The following is a 21,602-nucleotide window of genomic DNA, read 5'->3' on the forward strand; positions in this document are numbered from 1 at the left end:
GGAAAGGCGCAGCAGGAAGGGCGTGAGCCCCAACGCTCCCCTCTCTCCCCCCAAAAAGTAGATCAGGGGGAGACAGCCGACAGAGAGGGGGTGAACAGCGACCGCACCTCCCCACAACGAAAAACGCCGCCCGGCATCCCGGACGGCGTTCAATGTCTTACTCGGTGCGGGCCGCGGTGGCCCGCCCTCTCAAGCCTGCGGATTGGCCTCGATCAGCGCGTCCAGCGCGGCGACCACTTCGGCGGTTTCCTTGGCCTGCTCCTTGAGCTGGGCCAGCTGCTCGCTCAGCAGCTCGTCCTGACGCGCGCACATCTCGCGCAGCGAGCGCAGCTGCGACATGCGGCTGGTCTTGCCCTCGAGCAGGGCGATCACGTCCCTGATCTCGACCAGGGTCAGGCCGATCCGCTTTGCCTGCAGGATCACCTTCATCCGGCCGATCTCGCGAGCGCCGTAGAACCGGCGCGCGCCTTTTCGTTCCGGGCGCAGCAGCGCCTTTTCCTCGTAGAAACGCAGCGCACGCAGAGTGACCCCGAAAGTCTCGGCCATCTCGGCGATGGAGAGCCGCGCCTCGTTCTTGCCGTCGATCTGGATCGGTCCCGCAAGGTCCGGTCCGAACGCAGAAGTTCTGGAGAGTTCCGTCATTTCACTATCCGTAGTTCCCGATCGAATGGCGCGGCCCGGAACGCGCACAACGGGAGCAACTATGCCATCGGCTTCGCGTTTCGGCCTTCTCTTCCGGTGCCATTTTTTTATCCTTGCACTCGTTTAGGAAAAAAACTTCCAGAAAAACCGCTCCGCTCAAAGAAGCGGACAGGATGCCGCAGGCCGCCTTTGCGTCGAGCCATGCGTTATCTTTCGCCGACAGCTTGCCGATAAAAAAATTTTTCTTGGCAAAAACACGACCTACGCGAAGTCAGTCGGGTGCCCCGCACCAGATTAACGCGATGGTATACAAAATACAGCGACGGTATCTTCGGTCAAAACATCGCTTAAAACTAAAGTATATACGTGATTAGACGGCTGCAATCCCGGTTGCAGCGCGCAAGGATGTAAAGTTGCTGGCCGCAACCGTCTCGGGATGAGGAATATCGCGAAGTTCACACTTTCAGCGCGCCGCTGCGGCATTCGCTGGGCGGACGGCCGAACCAGCGCCGCGCCGCGCGGGAGAAATTGCCGACAGCGGAAAAGCCGAGCCGGAACGCGATCTCCGAGATCGGCAGGTCGGTCTGCACCAGATAGTCCGCGGCCATGCGCCGGCGCACCCCATCGTGCAGGGCGTTGAACGTCGTGTCGCGCTCGGCCAGCTTGCGCTGAAGCGCCCGCACGCTGATCGCCATGCCGCGCGCCACTTCCGAGATCGTCAGAATCGGATCGGCGATGCGTTCGGCGATGGCGTCGTTGACCATCGCCACGAAATCCTCCGCCCGTCGCCGGTCGTCGAGCCGCCGCCGGTTGAGTTCGCACAATGCGTCGAACAGGTCGTCGTCGCGCAAGGGGTTTTCGCCGCCTTGCGGATCGATGCGGAAATGCAGGCTGTTGCGCGGCGCGCCGAAGCGCACCGGCACGCCGTAATACATGTCGTGCAGCGTCACGCTGAGCGGGCGCGAGCGCGCCAGGCGCACTTCCAGCGGCTGCACGCTGCCCCCGCCGATGCGCATCAAGCGGCCGAACACCTTGCTCGTCACCCGGTCGTGCAGCTGGTCGCGGCAGACCAGTTCCGGCGAGAAGCCGAAGGCCAGCTCCGCCCTCTCCCCGTCGAATTCGGCGCGCACCTCTGCCACATCGGCGACGATGCGCATGAAACGGGCGCTCACCTCCAGCGCCGTGCGAAAGTTCGGCGCATGGCGCACGGCCAGCGACACCGTGTCTTCGGGCCCAGGCCCCAGCGAGCGCGTCCAGCCGAGGCCGAACGTGTCGTCGTCGGCCAGCCGGCTTGCCGCCTCCAGCGCGCTGGAATGGGCGCGCAGGCTGATATGGCCGCCCAGCGACGCGCTCACCGTCTCGGTCTCCAGCCCGCTCTCGCGCAGCACCGCGTCGAACGGCACGCCGCGCAGCCGGCAGTAGTCGGCCAGTCCGATCTGGGCACGGGAGTGAATGAGAAGCGTGTCCGCCGGCGCGGCCGCGTCGAATCTCATCAGCATTGCAGACACGATCCGTAAAAGGGGGCCCGGCGGACTGCGCCGGAAGGACGGCCCCGGGAAGCGGGCCGCCGCGCACATTATAAGAAAGTGTCGGCATTATGTAAGTTCGCGTCGCCCGCGACCCAATCACGGTAAACGCGCCGATTGGCGTTTGACTTTTTCGCGCCCGCGTCACATCAAGTCGGGCGCAAAAGGTGCGCTTCAGGCGCGGCGGTTTCCACCGGAAACGCCGCACCCGAGACGCGAGCCCCGGCGCAAGACCAACGCAAGATCCGGACGAGACGGCCCATGGCGCCCCCTGCCCCTTCCGCCACGATGACGCCCGAGCTGTTCCGCAAATGGCGCAAGTCGCTCGGCCTGAAGCAGAAGGACGCCGCCGAGGTGCTCGGCCTCAAGAAGCGGATGATCCAGTATTACGAGAAGGGCGACCGCAACGGCCGTCCCGTCGAGATCCCCAAGGCCGTGCGCCTCGCCTGCTATGCGCTGAGCTCCGGCATTGCCGATTTCGACGGCGCGACGCCGCTCCGCGGGCCCGTCCAGCCGACCTCTTCGCCCAGCCCCGGACAGCCGGCGCGCGGCTCCTCCGACCCGGTTCCCGGCACGTGAGGACGACCCGTCGTGCCGGCCGTTGGAAACATGGCGAGGATGGGGTTTCACCTTTCGCGCTTTTTGCCTATAAGGCGCGCTCAGCCGTAGAATTCATCCAGTAAGACGCCGACGACCGGATCCCGCGCCCCGCGCGGAACGATCCGGCGAAGGCCAGCCGCGAGCCCAGTATGCCCAGACGCACAGACATCTCCTCGATCCTGATCATCGGTGCCGGGCCGATCATCATCGGCCAGGCCTGCGAGTTCGATTACTCGGGAACCCAGGCCTGCAAGGCGCTGCGAGAGGAAGGCTATCGGGTCATCCTGGTCAATTCGAATCCGGCCACGATCATGACCGATCCGGATCTGGCCGATGCGACCTATATCGAGCCGATCACGCCGGAGATCGTCGCCAAGATCATCGAGAAGGAGCGCCCGGACGCGCTGCTGCCGACGATGGGCGGCCAGACGGCGCTGAACTGCGCCCTGTCGCTGAAGAAGATGGGCGTGCTGGAGAAGTTCGGCGTCGAGATGATCGGCGCCACCGCCGAGGCCATCGACAAGGCCGAGGACCGCGAGCTGTTCCGCCTGGCGATGGACAAGATCGGCCTGGAGACGCCGCGCTCGCGTCTGGCCCATTCGCTGGGCGAGGCGCTCGACGCGCTCGACGACATCGGCCTGCCGGCGATCATCCGCCCCTCCTTCACGCTGGGCGGCACCGGCGGCGGCATCGCCTACAACCGCGAGGAATATCTCGACATCATCGAGCGCGGCCTCGACGCCTCCCCGACCACCGAGGTCCTGGTCGAGGAATCGGTGATCGGCTGGAAGGAATACGAGATGGAGGTGGTCCGCGACCGTGCGGACAACTGCATCATCATCTGCTCCATCGAGAACATCGACCCGATGGGCGTGCATACCGGAGATTCCATCACCGTCGCGCCGGCGCTGACGCTGACCGACAAGGAATACCAGATCATGCGCGACGCCAGCCTGGCGGTGCTGCGCGAGATCGGCGTCGAGACCGGCGGTTCCAACGTCCAGTTCGCGGTCAATCCGGAGAACGGCCGCCTCATCGTCATCGAGATGAACCCGCGCGTGTCGCGCTCCTCCGCGCTCGCCTCCAAGGCGACCGGCTTCCCGATCGCCAAGGTCGCGGCGAAACTCGCCATCGGCTACACGCTGGACGAGCTGGAGAACGACATCACCGGCGGCGCCACCCCGGCCTCGTTCGAGCCGTCGATCGACTATGTCGTCACCAAGATCCCGCGCTTCGCCTTCGAGAAGTTCCCCGGCGCCGAGCCGACCCTGACCACCGCCATGAAGTCGGTCGGCGAGGTCATGGCCATCGGCCGCACCTTCGCCGAGAGCCTGCAGAAGGCCCTGCGCGGCCTCGAGACCGGCCTCACCGGCCTCGACGAGGTCGAGATCCCCGGCCTTGGCCAGAACGACGACAAGAACGCCATCCGCGCCGCGCTCGCCTCGCCGACGCCGGACCGCCTGCTCAAGTGCGCCCAGGCCTTCCGCCTCGGCACCGACCTGGAGCAGGTCTACCGCTCCTGCCACATCGACCCGTGGTTCCTGCGCCAGATCAAGGCCATCGTCGACACCGAGGAGAAGGTGCGCGCCCACGGCCTGCCGGACACCGCGGTCGCCATGCGCGGCCTCAAGGCGATGGGCTTCTCCGATGCGCGCCTTGCCTCGCTCGCCGGTCTCGACGAGGCCGACGTCAAGAAGCTGCGCAGCAAACTCGACGTGCACCCGGTCTACAAGCGCATCGACACCTGCGCTGCCGAATTCGCCTCGCCGACCGCCTACATGTACTCCACCTACGAGACGCCGTTCGCCGGCAAGCTCGCCGACGAGGCGCGCCCGAGCGACAGGAAGAAGGTGGTGATCCTGGGCGGTGGCCCGAACCGGATCGGCCAGGGCATCGAGTTCGACTATTGCTGCTGCCATGCGGCCTTCGCGCTGCAGGATGCCGGCTTCGAGACCATCATGGTCAACTGCAACCCGGAGACCGTCTCCACCGACTACGACACGTCGGACCGGCTCTATTTCGAGCCGCTGACGGCCGAGGACGTGCTGGAGATCATCCGCACCGAGCAGACCAACGGCACGCTGCACGGCGTCATCGTCCAGTTCGGCGGCCAGACGCCGCTGAAGCTCGCCCAGGCTCTGGTCGAGGCCGACGTGCCGATCCTCGGCACCGCGCCGGACATGATCGACCTCGCCGAGGACCGCGACCGCTTCCAGAAGCTGCTGCACCGCCAGGGCCTCAAGCAGCCGCAGAACGGCATCGCCTACTCGGTCGAGCAGAGCCGGCTGATCGTCGCCGAGCTCGGCCTTCCGCTGGTCGTGCGCCCGTCCTACGTGCTGGGCGGCCGCGCCATGCAGATCATCCGCGACGAGGACGCGCTCAACGCCTACCTGCTCGGCACCCTGCCCGAGCTGGTGCCGGCCGACGTGCGCGCCAAGTATCCGAACGACAAGACCGGCCAGATCAACACGGTGCTCGGCAAGAACCCGCTGCTGTTCGACCGCTATCTCGACGGCGCCATCGAGGTCGATGTCGACGCGCTGGCCGATGGCAAGGACGTCTTCGTCTGCGGCATCATGGAGCATATCGAGGAGGCCGGCATCCACTCGGGCGACAGCGCCTGCTCGCTGCCGCCCTATTCGCTCTCCGAGGAGATGGTGGCCGAGCTCACCCGCCAGACCGAGGTGCTGGCCAGGGCGCTCGCCGTCGGCGGCCTGATGAACGTTCAGTACGCCATCAAGGACGGCGAGATCTTCGTGCTGGAGGTCAACCCGCGTGCCTCGCGCACCGTGCCCTTCGTCGCCAAGACCATCGGCGCGCCGATCGCCAAGATCGCCGCGCGGGTGATGGCCGGCGAGCCGCTCGCCTCCTTCGGCCTCAAGAGCGAGAAGCTCGACCATGTTGCGGTGAAGGAGGCGGTGTTCCCCTTCGCCCGCTTCCCCGGCGTCGACACGGTTCTCGGCCCGGAGATGCGCTCCACCGGCGAGGTCATGGGCCTCAACGGCACGTTCGAGGTGGCCTTCGCCAAGTCGCAGCTGGGCTCGGGCACGCGCGTTCCCACCAGCGGCACCGTCTTCGTTTCGGTGCGCGATGCGGACAAGGAGCGGGTGCTCGATCCGATCCGCCGCCTGGCCAGGACCGGCTTCCGGATCATCGCCACGCACGGCACCCAGACCTTCCTGGAGAAGCAGGGAATTTCCTGCGACAAGGTCAACAAGGTGCTTGAAGGGCGGCCGCACATCGTTGATGCTATCAAGAACGGAGAGGTTCAGCTCGTCTTCAACACGACCGAAGGCGCACAGGCTCTCTCCGACAGCAGGTCGCTGCGCCGCGCGGCCCTGTTGCACAAGGTTCCGTATTACACGACCTTGGCTGGTGCGATCGCGGCCGCAAAGGGGATCGAGGCCTACGCTTCGGGCAACCTTGAAGTGGTTCCGTTGCAGGCCTACTTCACCAAGGCCTGAGTGTTGCTGGTCCGGCTCGCCGGACCTTAAGGAAATGTGGAACGTTCCGGCAGGGACACCCCTTGCCGGACGTCATTTTTTTTGACGCGCGACGCCTGCGGGCGGCGCGAAGAAGAAGGGTCGAAGACCTATGGAAAAGGTCCCGATGACAGGCGCTGGCTACGCCATGCTTGAGAAGGAGCTGAAGCAGCGTACGTCGGAAGAGCGGCCGCGCATCATCCAGGCGATCGCCGAAGCGCGCGCCCATGGTGACCTGTCGGAAAATGCCGAGTATCACGCCGCCAAGGAGCAGCAGAGCCTGAACGAGGGCCGCATCAGCGAGCTCGAGGACAAGCTCGGCCGTGCCGAGGTGATCGACGTCAGCAAGCTGTCGGGCGACACCGTCAAGTTCGGCGCCACGGTGACCCTCATCGACGAGGACACCGAGGAAGAGAAGAAGTACATGATCGTCGGCGATGTCGAGGCCGACGTGAAGCTCGGCCGCATCTCGATCTCCTCGCCCATTGCGCGCGCGCTGATCGGCAAGGCCGTCGGCGACAGCGTCGAGGTCAGCGCCCCCGGCGGCGCCCGCGCCTACGAGATCATCAACGTCGCCTTCGGCTGATCGCCGGGCGTTCGTCCCGTCCGCCTGCCCCTTCCAGGATACATCGCGGATCGCTCATCCCACGGCTTCGCCGGGCCCCTGCCCTGCGGAGCCGTTTTGCTTTGGGGGCGAGGTGCGGAATGTCGGGCCGGTAGGGGGAGGCAGGAGCGCACTCGCGGGCCCCACAGCCGCAACACGACCGCCCTCGGCTCGCCGGCCGCCCCTGGTTCTCCGGCCGCCCCTGCATCGCGGGCCCCACCAGAGAGAGTGGCGCGGCCCCTCCTCGTCCCTCTGCGGCCCTCCGGCACGACCTCTCCTTTCGTCATTCCGGGCAAGGCGCCGCCGCGACCCGGAACCGGCGAGCCATGGCGCTTGCCGCTCTTGCCGAGAAGATGCAAGGCCCCCACCTCCCCCTCGACGGTCATCCCGGGCAAGCGAAGCGCGACCCAGTATCCATTGGCACCCTCAGCAGACACGAGAGGGCAGAGCGCCCACCGCCCGCTCCCGTCATTCCGGACGGCCTGCGGCGCAGCCGCATGGCCAGAGCCGGAATCCAGCGCATCATTCGCGCCGAAGGCGCGCTTCCTGTTTGAAAAGAGTTTTGCGTCGGATCCGTCGATGGGCTCCGATCACGCGGCAGCTTCAACACGCCAACGAGCGCCCCGCCCACTGCGTCTCCTCACCCTCCGTCCTCTCCCGTCGTCATTCCGGGCAAGGCGCAGCCGCGACCCGGAACCGGAGAGCCATGGCGCTTGCCGCTCTTGCCGAAGCGCCTCCGTCCGCTACCGCCCTCGGCCCGCCGATCCCGCATCTCCGCCGCGCTGCGTGCGGGATGACGCTGGAGAGGGAGGAGCGCCGGGACGACAGCCGAAGTGAATGGCCAGACCGGGAACGGGTGGCGCTAAAGGTGCGTCGATTGTCTGACAGGACGAACCAATCGGCCTGTTCGGGGCCGCCGTCTCATTTTTCGCGAATTTCGAGAGCGATTTTTGCAAAATTCTTATCGAAATTTGCGACGCCAGACTAGGTCGAATAACATAATTATTTCAATATCATAAACCTGAAAATCACACATCCGGTCAGCTTGTTCGAGACTCGGCTCTCAATCGCCGCTCGCTACTTATACCCGCAGCGGAAGCCGTCTATCCCCGCCGGGGGAAATCATCTATCCCCGTTTTCGCGGCCCTCTGGCGCACTGCCCCGAAACCCCGCTTCGGAGCACTTGTCCCCGCTCGCCCTCACCTATGCCGCCTGCTGCGTCTCCTCACCCTCCGTCCTCTCCCGTCGTCATTCCGGGCAAGGCGAAGCCGCGACCCGGAACCGGCGAGCCATGGCGCTTGCGCGTCGTCCCGAGCCCTGCCTGCAACGCCCTCGGCTCTCCGATCCCGCATCTCCGCTAACGCTGCGTGCGGGATGACGAAGGAGAGGATGCGTGCAATCGCAGGAGGCAATTGAAGCGAAGAGCTGGAAATCGATAAAATCAACAAAAAATCAGATCTTTAGATATGGAAAGCGTGTCTGTTAAACACGCAGTGGTGCATCCGTGCCCAGAATCTCCACATGCTCGTAGCCATATCTTTCAATCATCAAATGCATAGATTTCTTTGCTAGTGGCGGCGTGAAATTGGGGCCAATGGTCACTGAAACAACAGGAAGATCAGGGGCCAACCCAGCCTCACCCTGACAATTGAATTTGACATAAGGGATATGGCGCCCTTGCCCCTGCCTGAATTCAACAAAATTCAGATGATCTTCCCTATTAAAATCAATTACAATTCTCCATTCATTTTCTTCATAGAAACTAGGATGCTTGAAGCAATATATGTACTCAACAATGTGCTTATTCAAAAACTCGGCGAAAGGCGCAAGTATTAAATCTCTATCAAGATGTTCAACGCTACGACCCGCACGAATTTCCTCGAAAACACTTAATACACGAGAAAACGTACTGGCAAGCAAAGCCCGCTGCGCCGCAGGATCATACAATACTCTTCTCAGTTTAAAACCAGCCTTCAGAAACCCCTCAGTCGCAAACCCTATGGAGTATCCATCAGTTACACCTCCATATGCGCGCCACTGGCTCAAAAGATCTCCGTTTGTGCAAAAGCACGCTGCGTAATAACCTACATCAAGGGCATACGGAGTAGTCAAAAACGTCGACCTTTTCAGAAGCTCTTTCGCCTCTGGCGAAGAATTTTGAATAAACTCATTCTTCACCTCCTCAATCAAATCAGCCGCATACTGCAACTCAGACGCGTCATTAAGATACGCAAGATCAGACGCCCACAATTTACCTGAACCAAATATTCCAACAGCTCCAACACCACTTGTATAATGAAATATTTTTGACGGAATACTAGAATGATGATCTTTCCACGGCTTGAGAACGGCGTCGCTGACCGCATCGAGATTTGAAAGAGCATCTGCCTGCTTCCACATGCCACCAATGTCAAAGTTAAGCGGCATCTCCACTTTTCCTTTCAAATTCTTTAAGTTAGAAGGAACTTCTGAATATCTCGCGGGCCTCGTAAGGTGCATATAGGATTGACACCCATTACACTTAATTACTGCATTCCGGAAAGGCAGTAAGATCCCCATTTTCCTCGCCATGACACGAGAGCAAACACTGCAAACAAAATTAAAATCGCCATCTCCAGCTACAAAAGCGCCATCATGAGTAAGAATTATTCTGCCGTATGTCTCGGCCAAACTGTCAGAAATATATGTTAGTTTAATATCTTTCATAATAACCTCCCCGTCGCCCCCCTCACTCCTTCACCGGCACCACGGGTTCGTTCTTGGTCTGGCGGATGGTGAGGGCCGTGCGCACGCTGTCGACATTGGGCGTGGCGGTGAGTTCGCGGATGATGAAGTTCTGGAAGGCCTGGAGGTCCGGCACCACGCATTTCAGGAGGAAATCTACCTCGCCGGACAGCATGTAGCTTTCGCGTACCTCGGGCCAGCTCTTGACCTTGTCCTCGAAGGCGTTGAGGTCGCTTTCGGTCTGCGAATGCAGGCCGACCATGGCGAAGGCGGTGACGTCGTAGCCGAGCTGCTTTTCGTCCAGCAGCGTGCGGTAACCGGTGATAAGTCCGGCCTCCTCAAGCGCGCGCACGCGGCGCAGGCAGGGCGGCGCAGAAATGCCGACGCGCCGCGCCAACTCCACATTGGTGATGCGGCCATCCGCCTGCAGCTCTTTCAGAATGTGCCAATCAATCGCATCGAGGCGAATTTTCACGCTGGTCTCCTTCACAAATCGCTGGCACAGACATGTCGTCACCCCATCCGCCACCGCGGCGGCCGGGCCGGTCGCCTCGCCCACGTTCCGGCAGGCGGGAGGACCGGCCGGACGGGCAAGCGACGCGGTGCCAGGCGCACGATGGGGCCGACAGATCGTGCCTCCTGTTCATCCGGGCACTTATGATTCTTTGCCGAAACCTGCAATACTATATCAACACAGGTCATGACGAAGAAATATCCGGAAAGCGAAACCTCACAGGAACCGGCAACCGCCTGGGTGCTGACCGACGGCAAGGCCGGCGACGAGACGCAGTGCCTGGCCGTGGCCGAAGCCCTGGGGCTGGCGGCCGAGCGTCGGCGCGTGGCACCGCGCGCGCCGTGGTCCTGGATCATGCCGCGTCTCGGCCTGATCGACCCGCGCGAGGCGCCCTCGCGCCCCGGCAGCCCCATCGCCCCGCCCTTTCCCGATCTCGTCATCGCCTCAGGCCGGCGCGCGGTCTCCTATCTCGCCCGCATCAAGCGCGACAGCGGCGAGCGCACCTTCACCGTGTTCCTGAAGGATCCGCGCACCGGCACCAAGGCGGCGGACCTGATCTGGGTGCCCGAGCACGACCCCTTGCGCGGGGAAAACGTGATCGTGACGGCGAGCGGCCCGCACCGGTTCTCGCAAGACCGCCTTGCCGCCGCGCGGGCCGCGCCCCTGCCGGACATCGCCGCCCTGCCGCATCCGCGCGTTGCCGTGCTGGTCGGCGGCGACAGCCGCAACCACCGTTTCACCGACGGGGACATGGCGGAGCTTGCGCGCGGGCTGGCGCAGATCGCCGAGGATGGCGCCGCGCTGATGATCACCGCCTCCCGCCGCACCCCTCCGGCGCTGGCGCGCGCGCTCCGCAAGCTCGCGGACAGCGGGCCGCATGTGATGTGGGACGGGCACGGGGACAATCCGATGCTCGACTACCTTGCCAATGCCGACGCGGTGGTGGTGACGGCGGACAGCGCCAACATGGTCGGCGAGGCGCTGGCGAGCGGGCGGGCAGTACATGTTTTCCACCCCAGCGGTGGACACCGCAAATTCGATGCGTTTCTGGGGGCAGTTTCGGCAAGGAACGCCGTGCACCCCTTTCCCGGACCGCTTAAAGTGACTACCTGTGAGCCGATGGATTCCACCCCCGTGATCGCCGAGGCGATCCGGCAGCGCCTGGCGGCGCATCGCGCGGAGATCGCGCGGCGGGACGGCACCCGCGCAGGGACATGAGAGCAAGGACGACGAGGCGATGGCCGAACAGCACCACAAACTCCTGATCATCGGCTCCGGCCCGGCTGGCTACACCGCAGCCGTCTATGCGGCGCGCGCCATGCTGGAGCCGGTCCTGATCACCGGCATCCAGCCGGGCGGCCAGCTGACCATCACCACCGAGGTGGAGAACTATCCCGGCTTCGCTGACCCGATCCAGGGTCCCTGGCTGATGGAAGAGATGCGCAAACAGGCGGAAAACGTCGGCACGACAATCGTTTACGACACGATCCTGTCGGCCGACCTGTCGGTGCGCCCGTTCCGCCTCGCCGGGGACAGCGGCACGACCTACACCTGCGATGCGCTGGTGATCGCCACCGGCGCGCAGGCCAAGTGGCTGGGCATTCCGACCGAACAGGAGTTCATGGGCGGCGGCGTCTCGGCCTGTGCAACCTGCGACGGCTTCTTCTATCGCGGCAAGGAAGTGATCGTGGTCGGCGGCGGCAACACCGCCGTGGAGGAGGCTCTCTATCTCGCCAACCTCGCCTCCAAGGTGACCGTGGTGCACCGGCGCGATTCCTTCCGCGCCGAGAAGATCCTGCAGGACCGCCTCGCCCGCAACGACAAGATCGAAGTGATCTGGGACAGCGTGGTCGAGGAAGTGCTCGGCGGCGGCGTGCCCAAGACGGTCACCGGCGCGCGCATCCGCAATATCCACACGGGTGAGACCCGCGACATTTCCGCCGACGGCTTCTTCGTCGCGATCGGCCATGCGCCGGCGGCGGACCTGTTCAAGGAGCAGCTGAAGATGAAGCCCTCGGGCTACATCTGGACGGCGCCGGACAGCACGGCGACCTCGATTCCCGGCGTTTTCGCCGCCGGCGACGTCACCGACGAGATCTACCGCCAGGCGGTGACCGCGGCCGGCATGGGCTGCATGGCGGCGCTCGAGTGCGAGCGATTCCTCGCCGAACTGGAGATTGCGGAAGTGCAGGCCGCCGAATAGGCTGTCTTCCGGGAGGCTTCGGCCTAAATCGCTGGAAACTGACGAGAACAGGCAGAGGGTGTCGTGCCGCTTGACTGGGACAAGCTGAGGATTTTCCACGCGGCCGCGCAGGCCGGCAGCTTCACGCATGCCGGCGACATGCTCAACATGAGCCAGTCGGCGGTCAGCCGGCAGGTCAGCGCGCTGGAGCACGACCTGAAGGTCCCGCTGTTCCACCGGCATGCGCGCGGGCTGCTGCTGACCGAGCAGGGCGAGGTGCTGTACCGCACCGCGCGCGAGGTGTTCATGAAGCTGGAGGCCGCGCAGGCCCGGCTGACCGACAGCCGCGAAAAGCCCACCGGCGCCCTTCGCATCACCACCACCGTCGGCCTCGGCTCGACCTGGCTCACCGAGCGGCTCAACGAGTTCATCGACCTCTATCCGGAGATGGACCTCAGGCTGATCTTCGACGACGACGAGCTCGATCTCGGCATGCGCGAGGCGGACGTGGCCATCCGCCTGCGCCAGCCGACGCAGCCGGACCTGATCCAGCGCAAGCTGTTCACGGTGCATTTCCACGTCTACGCCGCGCCTGGCTACATCCAGCGCTTCGGCGCTCCGAAGTCCGTCGCCGCCCTCGACGGCCACCGGATCGTCACGTTCGGCGAGCACGCCCCGCCCTATCTGCGCGACATGAACTGGCTGGAAACTGCCGGTTTGCCGCCGGGTGAGCAGCGTCGTTCGGTGCTGCGCGTCAACAACGTGGTGGCGATCAAGCGCGCCGTCCAGCGCGGCATCGGCATCGCCATGCTGCCCGACTATATCAACGAGGACAGCTCCGGCCTGGTGCAGTTGCTCCCGGAGGCGGAGGTGCCGAGCTTCGACACCTATTTCGTCTACCCCTCGGAGCTGAAGAACACCGCGCGCATCGCCGTGTTCCGCGACTTCCTGCTGGCCAAGGCAGAGCGCTGGACCTACTGAGCCGGCGCCGCCAGCCTCGCGCTCTTGTTGCACTGCAAATTTCGAAACAACGCGTAAAAAAGCCTTTGCCGGCGCCTGCTCGGGCTGCCTCGCTGTGCCGATGAAGCAGGCAGGGCGACCACGGCCCTGCCGCATCCGGCAGCACGGCAGGCCTGCGTCAGCCTGCCGCAGCGACCAGAAATCGGGCATTTCGCCCGACATTCGGGCGCAGTTTTCTGCCGATACGGAGCCTTGCGCAGAGCTCGCGGCGGCGCCTTGCGGAATATGCATAGCAGCCCTGCAAGAGTGCTTCTTGCATAGGCGCGTTGTGCACTGCATATAAGCAACAGGCTGTTGGTCTGCTTCGTCGCTACCTCCTCCCAGCGACGTATGATGCGACCAGCTGTTCCCCTCTGGAAGGTGATTTCGCCACGCATGTGGCAAAATCGAATAACTGCCGGGCCCTATGGCCCGGCATTTTTTTTGCCCGGATCACAGCCGCTTGTTATGCCGAAGATCGGGCCTGCCGTTTTCGACCGCCCTCCCATTATGCCACCAGCCCCCAATACGGTGGATTAGATTTCCGGCATGCTGGCGCCTTGCCCTGGACGCCGCGCCACGCAAAAGGCCCGGCGCAGAGCACCGGGCCTTCGGATCGTCTGAAGACAGCGGCCGAGCGGCGCGCGTCCCTCACATGTAGAGGTTCTCGCCCTCCAGCCCCTTGTAGAGGGCAGCGACCTGCTCGGCGTAGCCGTTGAAGAGCTGGGTCGGCACCTGCTCGCCGGTCGGCAAAAGCTGCTCGCGCGCCTGGCTCCAGCGCGGATGCGAGACCTCCGGATTGACGTTGGCCCAGAAGCCGTACTCCGCCGACTGAATCTCTTCCCAGAAGCTCACCGGGCGCTCCTCCACGAAGGAGAAGCGGACGATCGACTTGATCGACTTGAAGCCGTATTTCCACGGTACGGCAAGGCGCAGCGGCGCGCCGTACTGCTTGGCGAGCGGCTTGCCGTAGACGCCGGTGACCATGAAGGCGAGCTCATTGGTCGCCTCGGCCAGGGTCAGCCCCTCGACATAGGGCCACGGATACCAGGACGCCCGCTGGCCGCTGGCCGTATCGGGATCCATGAAGGTCTCCATGCGCAGGTACTTCGCCTCGGGCTTGGGCGAGGCGAGACGCACCAGCTCGGCGAGCGGGAAGCCGGTCCACGGCACGGCCATTGCCCAGGCCTCGACGCAGCGGAAGCGATAGAGCCGCTCCTCCAGCGAGACCTTCTTCATCAGGTCGTCGAAATCCAGCACCTGCGGATTGTCGCAAAGCCCGTCGATCTTCACCTCCCACGGGCGGATCTTCAGCGCCTGGGCGGCGGAAGCGATCTGCTTGTGCGAGCCGAATTCGTAGAAGTTGTTGTAGATCGAGGTGACCTTTTCCGGCGTGATCTCGCGGTCGAGGGTGAAGGCCTCGTTGCGCTTGGCCGGATAGAGCCCCGCATTGGGGTCTTCCTCGGCAAAGGCGGCACGCGGGAGCCCTGCCCCGCCGGCAATGGATGCGCCGGCGATGCCGAGCCCTGCCAGAACCGAGCGGCGGTTGAAGAAGACCGCCTCCGGCGTCGCCTCGCGCTCGGGCAGGTCCCAGCTGCGTTTGCGGATGATGTTCATCGTGATGCGTCCTCTCCCAGTCCCGTCAGGACGTCCTTTCCGGACATCTCATGCCATGTGACCTAGCGCGCACACCCCCTCGCGGCAAATCAAGTGCGGTTGAACGCCCGCGCCGGCCCCGTGAACGTCGCGGCTGCCCCGGGCCTCATGGCAGGTCGCGCAAGCGGTGGCCGGACGCCTCCTGACCGGCAGAGGCCGGCAGGAAGGCGAAGATCGGCACGGAGACCAGGGCCAGCACCGCCGTCACCGCGAAGGCGATGTGGAAGTTGACGAGGCCCAGCGTGTCGCCGGTGACCCAGCCCGTCGCCTCCAGCACGAAGCCGGCCAGCGCCACGCCCAGCGCCAGCGAGACCTGCTGGAACACCGAGCTGAGCGCTGTCGCCTGACTGGCCTCGTTCTCCTCGATGCTGGTAAACGCCAGCCCGTTCGACGAGGTGAAGAGGAAAGAGCGGGTGAGACCGGCGCCGTAAAGCACCGGCACGAAGATCCAGACCGGGGTGCCGGGTACGAAACCGACCATGGCGAAGGAGAGCAGCGCACCGCCCAGCGAGGCGATGACCAGCGCCATGCGGAAGCCGACGGCGGCGAGCGCGCGCTTGACGATGAACTTCATCGAGATGGCGCCGAACGCGCCGGTGAAGGTGATGAGCCCGGACTGGAAGGCGTTGTAGCCGAAGCTCGTCTGCAGCATCAGCGGCATCAGGAATGGCATGGAACCGGACGAGATGCGGAAGATGTTGGTGCCCAGCAGCGTCAGGCCGAAGGCGCGGTTGCGCAGCAGCGCCGGATCGAGGATCGGGTTCGCCCGCCGTCTTGCATGGACCAGATAGGCAAGCAGGGCGGCAAAGCCGATGATCGTCGTCACAAGGCCCACCGCCGGCGGCAGGGCCGGCAGGCTGATCACCGAAAGGCCGAAGACGATGCCCGCCGCCGCAGTTCCCGTCAGCAGAAAGCCGGTCCAGTCGAGCTTCGAGGTCTCGCGCCTCGGGATCTCCGGCAGGTAGATGCCGCAAAGCCAGATGCCGGCGAAGCCGATGGGCACGTTGATGATGAAGATCCAGTGCCAGGACAGGTAGGTGGTCAGAAAGCCGCCGAGTGGCGGGCCGGCCATCGGCCCGATCAACCCGGGAATGGTCATCAGCGTCATCGCATGGACCAGATCCTTCTTCTGGAAGGTCCTGACCAGGATGAGCCGTCCGACCGGCACCATCATCGAGCCGCCCATGCCTTGCAGGAAGCGCGAAAGCACGAAGGTCAGCAGCGAATTGGAGAAGGCGCAGGCGACCGAGCCGATGACGAAGACGACGATGGCCCAGCGGAAGACGCGCTTGGCGCCGAACTTGTCGGCCACCCAGCCGCTGACGGGAATGAAGATGCCGAGCGCCACCAGATAGGACGTCAGCGCCAGCTTCAGCGCGATCGGGCTGGTGCCCAGATCCTCCGCGATCACCGGCAACGAGGTGGCGATGACGGTGGAATCCATCATCTCCATGAAGAAGGCAAAGGCGATGATGAGCGGAATGCTGTTCATGACGACCGGAAGCGCGGCAGGGGAAGGGATCGGCGCCGCACAACCTCATTAGCCCGAAAGCGATTGTCTGCAAATGCATGAAACGGCAAAAGTGCAGCGACCGGAGAGCTGAAAGGCCGGGCAGATGCCCGGCCCTGGTGCCCGTCGCCGGGCGCGATCAGGGAGCCCCGGAAATCCGGTAGATCGCGCCCTCGCCCTCGTCGGTCGAGAACCACAGCGCCCCGTCCGGCCCGTTGCGCAGGGTGCGGATGCGCCCGTACTCGCCGGCGATCAGCCGCTCTTCGGAGACGACCTTGCCGTCGGCGACCTCCAGCCTCGAGATCAGCTGGTCCTTGAGCGCACCGACGAACAGGTCGCCGCGCCACTGCGGCACCGCATCGCCGGTGAAGAAGGCCATGCCCGACGGCGCGATGGACGGATCCCAGTAATGCACCGGCTGCTCGTAGCCCTCCGCCTCGGTACCGACGCCGATGCTGAGGCCCGAATAGTGGCGGCCGTAGGAAATCACCGGCCAGCCGTAATTCTTGCCGGCTTGGGGAATGTTGATCTCGTCGCCGCCGCGCGCGCCGTGCTCCACGGTCCACAGCACGCCGGTCTCGGGCTCGATGGCCGCGCCCTGGATATTGCGATGGCCGGTCGACCAAATCTCGGGCAGCGCCTGCGCGCCGTCCGCAAACGGATTGTCGGAGGGGATCGAGCCGTCGGCAGCGACCCGGAGCACCGAGCCCGCATGGTCCTGCGGATCCTGCGCCCGGTCCTGTTCGCCGCGGTCGCCCAGCGTGACGAAAAGCGTGCCATCGGGCGCCGGGACGATGCGGGAGCCGAAATGCCGTCCGCCGGAGGTCTTGCGGTTCATGCTCGCCAGCACCTTCACGTCCTCCAGCCGCGCGGCACCGTCGGCGACCACCAGCCGGGCACGCGCGGCGGCTGTACCTGCCCCGCCCTGCCCCGGCTCGGAAAAGGTGAAATAGACTGTGCCGGTCTCGCCGTAGTCCGGCGCAACCACGAGATCGAGCAGACCGCCCTGGCCGGAGGCGCGAACCTCCGGGACGCCGGCGACCTCGATGCGGCTGTCGCCATCCGGCGAGACGAGCAGCATCCGCCCGTCGACCTCGTTCACCAGCAGCGAGCCGTCGGGAAGAAAGTCGAAGCCCCATGGATAGGAAAGGTCACCGACGACCTGTTCGACCGAGAAACGGACATCGCCGGCCGTGTGAACGGACTGGGCGGATACGCTGACGCAGGCAGCGGCAAGAGCTGCGCTGCCCGCAAGGACGGTGGTGGCCAATCGCAAAGACATTCTCCCTCGGCATGAGCCCCGAACCCCGTCAGGGATAGCTAGGGTGCGGGCAAGCGAAGACAATCTGTCCTTGCAAAAGAGCAGGCGGGGCGCACCCTCGGCGCGCCCCGCGCAGGTGTCGTGTCACGCGGCCTGACGGCCGTGCCGGGCAAGCACCAGGTCGGCCGCCTTGCCCGTCAGCTCGGCCAGATGGTCGAAGCGGCTGGAATAGGTCGCAACGCCTGCCGTCGCCGAGCGCAGCTCGACGATGAGACCGGACAGCTCGGTCGCCGGCATCAGGGCCTGCACCTCGTCCCAGCCGCTCCAGCCGGGTCTTGCATCGAACCCGAGCAACTGCCCGCGCCGGGCCGAGACGATGGCATTGATCCGCGCCGTCGCCTCGCTCGGGCAGGCGATGGTGACCTGATGGACCGGCTCCAGCAGCACCGGCCGGCAGTCCGGCAGTCCCTCGCGCATCGCCTGGATCGCCGCCATGCGGAATGCCTGATCCGAGGAATCGACGCTGTGATAGGACCCGTCGGTGAGCGTCACCGCAATATCGACGGTCGGAAAGCCCAGCGTTCCGGTCTTCAGGGCCTCCTCGACGCCCGCACGCACCGACGGGATGTACTGCTTGGGAATGACGCCGCCGGTGATCGTATCGCCGAAGACGAAGCCCTCCCCGCGCCCGAGCGGGCGGATGTCGATGGCGACATCGCCGAACTGACCGTGGCCGCCCGATTGCTTCTTGTGGCGGGCGCGCACGGAGGTTCCCGCGCGGATCGTCTCGCGATAGGGGATCGCCGGGTCGCCGGTCTCCACTGCAAGGCCGTATTTGCCGGTCAGCCGCTCCAGCGCGACGCGCAGGTGCATCTCGCCCTGGCCGTCGAGACGGGTCTCGCCGGTGTCCTGCGCCTGCGTGACGACCAGTGCCGGATCCTCCTCGCAAAGCTTCGCAAGCGCCGCGGAGAGCTTGACCTCGTCGCGGCGCTCGCGGGGCGAGATCGCGAGGCCGAGCACCGGCTGCGGCATCGCCAGCGGCGCGAGTTGCGGCGCCGGGGCCGATCCGCCCAGCGTATCGCCGGTGTTGACGCCGTCGAGCTTGCCGAGCCCCACGGTGTCACCGGCCTGCGCCTGCGCCCGCTTCGACGCCTGCTGTCCGGTCACCCGGTAGAAGCCGGAAATGCGCACCTGTTCGCCGTCGGGCCGGGTCAGCGTATCGGCGTCGGAAAGCGACCCGCTGAGGAGCCGCCCGACCGACAGCTTGCCGGCATGCAGCGTGTGGACGGTCTTGAGGATCTGCACCACGGGACCGTCCGTCTCCTCGAGACCGAGGCGTGCACGGGTGGCGGCAACGCCCGGCGCATCGTGACGCAGCGCCTTGAGCAGCCGGCCGACGCCGTTGCCGTGCTCGGCCGAGCCGAACAGCACCGGGCAGATCAGTCCCTCGCGCATCTCTCCGCCGATATCGGCGAAGATCCGCTCGCGCTCCGGGGCGATGTCCTCCAGCAGCGATTCCATCAGGACGTCGTCATGGTCGGCGAGCGTTTCCAGCATGGAAAAGCGCGCCTCGACCTCGCGCGCCATCGCCTCGTTCGGAATATCGATCACCTGGCTCTCGGCATGCTCGCGGTAGACATAGGCCCGCTCAAGCGCGAGATCGATGAAGCCGGTGGCGATGCCCTCGTTCCAGATCGGGATCTGGCGCAGCACCAGAGGCACCGCCGAGGCCGGTTGCAGCATGGTCAGGACATCGCGCAGGCGCGAGGACGTGCGGTCGATCTTGTTGAGGAAGAGCAGGCGCGGAATGCCGCGATCCTCGAGTTGCTTGAGGATCACCTGCAACGCCGGAACCTTCTTCTCGTCGGCCTCTGCGACGACGACGGCCAGGTCGATACCGGGCATGACCCCGGCCATGTCTCCGAGAAAATCGACGGCCCCGGGACAGTCGAGAACGGTGAAGTGCTCGCCCAGATGCTCCGCCTCGGCCACATTGACCTCGACGCTCATGGCATGGGCCCGCGCTTCCGGCGCGCCGTCGCCCACCGTGTTGCCGGCTCCCACCGTTCCCTGTCTTGCTATGGCCCCCGTGCGGGCGAGCACCGCTTCCAGCAGCGTGGTCTTGCCGCTGCCGAACGGCCCGAAGATCCCGATGCACCGGGGCCCCGTTTCCCTGCCGCCGGCTGCACCGCCATTCACCCTGTCTGCGCCCATGTCGCGTCTCCTTCTCCCGTCGGCCCCGTAGGACCGCGTGTTGTCAGGAGGAGCCGGGCGCGGCTGACATAGTGTGGTGAATTTGAACTACGCCTCACTTTGGCAGCACACACAGAGCGTAGTTCAAATTCGAAAACCACACTGGAAACATAAAATCGCCAGTCAGCCTTTTGAATCTGAAGTTCGCTGAGAGCATGCCGCCAAATGCGACGAACTTCAGATTCGGGTGACTAGCGGCACCGCGCACCGGCGCCGCCGCCCGCCGACAGCGGGCGGACATCCATCGTCGCGCCGATGCCGCAGCGAACGCAAGGGAAACCTGTGCCGCACTGCGGGAACGAAGGACGGCAGACCCGCCCTCGAAAGCACAAAAGAAACGGCCGGCGACATTGCTGCCGCCGGCCGGAGGAAAGGCTCGAAAGCGCCTTGCTTGGCTTACTTCAGATTGCCGCAGAAGCGCTGGATGCGGGTGCAGGCTTCCTCGAGCGCCTCGGTGGAGGTCGCGTAGGAGATGCGGAAGTTGGGGCCGAGACCGAAGGCCGATCCCTGCACCACGGCAACGCCCTCGCTCTCCAGCAGCTCGGTGACGAAGTCCTCGTCGGTCTCGATCACCTTGCCGGACGGCGCGGTCTTGCCGAGCGTGCCGGCACAGGACGGGAAGACGTAGAACGCGCCCTCCGGCGTCGGGCAGCTCAAGCCCTTGGCCTGGTTCAGCATCGACACGACGAGATCGCGGCGCGCCTTGAACACCTCGTTGTTGGCCGGGATGAAGTCCTGCGGACCGTTCAGCGCCTCGACCGCCGCCCACTGGGCGATGGAGCTCGGGTTGGACGTCGACTGGGACTGTACCTTGGCCATGGCCTTGATCAGCTCGACCGGGCCGCCGGCATAGCCGATGCGCCAGCCGGTCATGGCATAGGCCTTGGAAACGCCGTTCACCGTCAGCGTGCGGTAGTAGAGCTTCGGCTCGACCTGCGCCGGGGTGGTGAACTCGAAGCCGTCATAGACGAGGTGCTCGTACATGTCGTCCGACATCACCCACACCTGCGGATGACGCAGCAGCACGTCGGTCAGCGCCTTGAGCTCCTCGCGCGTGTAGGCGGCACCCGAGGGGTTCGACGGCGAGTTGAAGATGAACCACTTGGTCTTCGGCGTGATCGCCGCTTCCAGCGCCTCGGCGGTGATCTTGAAGGTCGACTTGTCGGCCTCGACGATCACCGGTTCGCCGCCGGCCAGCAGCACCATGTCCGGATAGCTGACCCAGTACGGCGTCGGCACGATGACCTCGTCGCCCGGATTGATGGTGGCGATCAGCGCGTTGTAGAGCACCTGCTTGCCGCCCGTACCGACGGTGATCTGCGACGGCTCGTAGGAAAGGCCGTTCTCACGGCTGAACTTGGCGCAGATCGCCGCCTTCAGCTCGGGGATGCCGTCGACGGCCGTGTACTTCGTCTTGCCCTCGGTGATCGCGGCGATCGCCGCCGCCTTGATGTTCTCCGGCGTATCGAAATCGGGCTCGCCCGCGCCCAGACCGATGACGTCGCGCCCGGCGGCCTTGAGTTCGCGAGCCTTGTTGGTCACGGCGATGGTAGCGGACGGTTTGACGCGCGAAAGTGCGTCGGCGATGAAGCCCATGATGCTCTCCCGATGAGGCAGGTGCCCGATGAGGCAGGTGGTTGAAGGCGCGC

At 64.9% G+C, this 21,602-nt stretch carries 15 protein-coding genes; 6 read left to right on the forward strand and 9 right to left on the reverse strand.

Annotated features, from left to right (window positions below; translation table 11 throughout):
• Nucleotides 1-189 precede the first annotated feature (189 nt).
• Complete coding sequence (locus tag BBX35_RS07210) at nt 190-642, reverse strand: MerR family transcriptional regulator (RefSeq protein ID WP_067217643.1); 453 nt, start codon at nt 640-642, stop codon at nt 190-192.
• Between the two features lie 455 nt (nt 643-1,097).
• Nucleotides 1,098-2,141 (reverse strand): AraC family transcriptional regulator, encoded by a 1,044-nt coding sequence (locus BBX35_RS07215; RefSeq protein ID WP_067217645.1) that lies wholly within the window; start codon nt 2,139-2,141, stop codon nt 1,098-1,100.
• A gap of 288 nt (nt 2,142-2,429) precedes the next feature.
• Between BBX35_RS07215 and BBX35_RS07220 the strand changes: the two genes are divergently transcribed.
• The 3 genes from BBX35_RS07220 (at nt 2,430) to greA (ending at nt 6,836) form a co-directional block, all read left to right on the forward strand.
• Nucleotides 2,430-2,747: a helix-turn-helix domain-containing protein gene (locus BBX35_RS07220; RefSeq protein WP_244271572.1), complete on the forward strand. Its 318-nt coding sequence runs from the start codon at nt 2,430-2,432 to the stop codon at nt 2,745-2,747.
• 170 nt (nt 2,748-2,917) lie between these two features.
• A complete protein-coding gene (carB, locus tag BBX35_RS07225) occupies nt 2,918-6,232 on the forward strand; it encodes a carbamoyl-phosphate synthase large subunit (RefSeq protein ID WP_067217649.1) in 3,315 nt (1,104 codons plus the stop codon).
• A 130-nt stretch (nt 6,233-6,362) separates the two neighbouring features.
• Nucleotides 6,363-6,836 carry a transcription elongation factor GreA gene (gene greA / locus BBX35_RS07230; protein ID WP_067217652.1) on the forward strand — a complete coding sequence of 158 codons (474 nt, stop codon included), beginning with the start codon at nt 6,363-6,365 and terminating at the stop codon, nt 6,834-6,836.
• Nucleotides 6,837-8,336: 1,500 nt separating this feature from the next.
• Here greA and BBX35_RS22760 read toward each other — a convergent pair.
• Together BBX35_RS22760 and BBX35_RS07235 are read right to left on the reverse strand one after the other, a co-directional pair.
• Nucleotides 8,337-9,560, reverse strand: coding sequence for a DUF2971 domain-containing protein (locus BBX35_RS22760; RefSeq protein ID WP_083206067.1), 1,224 nt, complete (start codon nt 9,558-9,560; stop codon nt 8,337-8,339).
• A 22-nt stretch (nt 9,561-9,582) separates the two neighbouring features.
• Nucleotides 9,583-10,053, reverse strand: a complete 471-nt coding sequence (locus tag BBX35_RS07235) for an Lrp/AsnC family transcriptional regulator (protein WP_067217655.1) — start codon at nt 10,051-10,053, stop codon at nt 9,583-9,585.
• Between the two features lie 225 nt (nt 10,054-10,278).
• Here BBX35_RS07235 and BBX35_RS07240 point away from each other — a divergent pair, with 225 nt between their 5' ends.
• From BBX35_RS07240 to BBX35_RS07250, 3 genes are all read left to right on the forward strand, one after another.
• A complete protein-coding gene (locus BBX35_RS07240; protein WP_067217657.1) occupies nt 10,279-11,310 on the forward strand; it encodes a mitochondrial fission ELM1 family protein in 1,032 nt (343 codons plus the stop codon).
• A gap of 19 nt (nt 11,311-11,329) precedes the next feature.
• On the forward strand, nt 11,330-12,295 hold the full coding sequence (trxB, locus tag BBX35_RS07245) for a thioredoxin-disulfide reductase (RefSeq protein WP_067217660.1): 966 nt from the start codon (nt 11,330-11,332) through the stop codon (nt 12,293-12,295).
• Nucleotides 12,296-12,358: 63 nt separating this feature from the next.
• The gene (locus BBX35_RS07250; protein ID WP_067217662.1) at nt 12,359-13,255 is read left to right on the forward strand and encodes a LysR family transcriptional regulator; all 897 of its coding nucleotides are present in this window, start codon (nt 12,359-12,361) and stop codon (nt 13,253-13,255) included.
• A gap of 669 nt (nt 13,256-13,924) precedes the next feature.
• On the opposite strand, the gene msrP is transcribed toward BBX35_RS07250, so the two are convergent.
• The 5 genes from msrP to BBX35_RS07275 form a co-directional block, all read right to left on the reverse strand.
• Nucleotides 13,925-14,890 (reverse strand): protein-methionine-sulfoxide reductase catalytic subunit MsrP, encoded by a 966-nt coding sequence (gene msrP, locus BBX35_RS07255; protein WP_067217664.1) that lies wholly within the window; start codon nt 14,888-14,890, stop codon nt 13,925-13,927.
• Nucleotides 14,891-15,035: 145 nt separating this feature from the next.
• Complete coding sequence (locus BBX35_RS07260; protein ID WP_067217667.1) at nt 15,036-16,421, reverse strand: DHA2 family efflux MFS transporter permease subunit; 1,386 nt, start codon at nt 16,419-16,421, stop codon at nt 15,036-15,038.
• A 157-nt stretch (nt 16,422-16,578) separates the two neighbouring features.
• On the reverse strand, nt 16,579-17,709 hold the full coding sequence (locus BBX35_RS07265) for a PQQ-dependent sugar dehydrogenase (RefSeq protein ID WP_244271573.1): 1,131 nt from the start codon (nt 17,707-17,709) through the stop codon (nt 16,579-16,581).
• 135 nt (nt 17,710-17,844) lie between these two features.
• On the reverse strand, nt 17,845-19,914 hold the full coding sequence (locus BBX35_RS07270; protein WP_067217671.1) for an elongation factor G: 2,070 nt from the start codon (nt 19,912-19,914) through the stop codon (nt 17,845-17,847).
• Between the two features lie 435 nt (nt 19,915-20,349).
• Nucleotides 20,350-21,549, reverse strand: coding sequence for a pyridoxal phosphate-dependent aminotransferase (locus BBX35_RS07275; protein WP_067217674.1), 1,200 nt, complete (start codon nt 21,547-21,549; stop codon nt 20,350-20,352).
• Nucleotides 21,550-21,602 lie beyond the last annotated feature (53 nt).

Origin of the sequence: Stappia indica (assembly GCF_001696535.1) — a bacterium.
Taxonomy (GTDB): Bacteria; Pseudomonadota; Alphaproteobacteria; order Rhizobiales; family Stappiaceae; genus Stappia; species Stappia indica.

Excerpts from the sequence above, each read along its gene's own strand:
- BBX35_RS07210 (WP_067217643.1), bottom strand. The coding sequence starts at position 642 with ATGACGGAACTCTCCAGAACTTCTGCGTTCGGACCGGACCTTGCGGGA.
- BBX35_RS07215 (WP_067217645.1), bottom strand. The coding sequence starts at position 2,141 with ATGCTGATGAGATTCGACGCGGCCGCGCCGGCGGACACGCTTCTCATT.
- BBX35_RS07220 (WP_244271572.1), top strand. The coding sequence starts at position 2,430 with ATGGCGCCCCCTGCCCCTTCCGCCACGATGACGCCCGAGCTGTTCCGC.
- carB (WP_067217649.1), top strand. The coding sequence starts at position 2,918 with ATGCCCAGACGCACAGACATCTCCTCGATCCTGATCATCGGTGCCGGG.
- greA (WP_067217652.1), top strand. The coding sequence starts at position 6,363 with ATGGAAAAGGTCCCGATGACAGGCGCTGGCTACGCCATGCTTGAGAAG.
- BBX35_RS22760 (WP_083206067.1), bottom strand. The coding sequence starts at position 9,560 with ATGAAAGATATTAAACTAACATATATTTCTGACAGTTTGGCCGAGACA.
- BBX35_RS07240 (WP_067217657.1), top strand. The coding sequence starts at position 10,279 with ATGACGAAGAAATATCCGGAAAGCGAAACCTCACAGGAACCGGCAACC.
- trxB (WP_067217660.1), top strand. The coding sequence starts at position 11,330 with ATGGCCGAACAGCACCACAAACTCCTGATCATCGGCTCCGGCCCGGCT.
- msrP (WP_067217664.1), bottom strand. The coding sequence starts at position 14,890 with ATGAACATCATCCGCAAACGCAGCTGGGACCTGCCCGAGCGCGAGGCG.
- BBX35_RS07260 (WP_067217667.1), bottom strand. The coding sequence starts at position 16,421 with ATGAACAGCATTCCGCTCATCATCGCCTTTGCCTTCTTCATGGAGATG.
- BBX35_RS07270 (WP_067217671.1), bottom strand. The coding sequence starts at position 19,914 with ATGGGCGCAGACAGGGTGAATGGCGGTGCAGCCGGCGGCAGGGAAACG.
- BBX35_RS07275 (WP_067217674.1), bottom strand. The coding sequence starts at position 21,549 with ATGGGCTTCATCGCCGACGCACTTTCGCGCGTCAAACCGTCCGCTACC.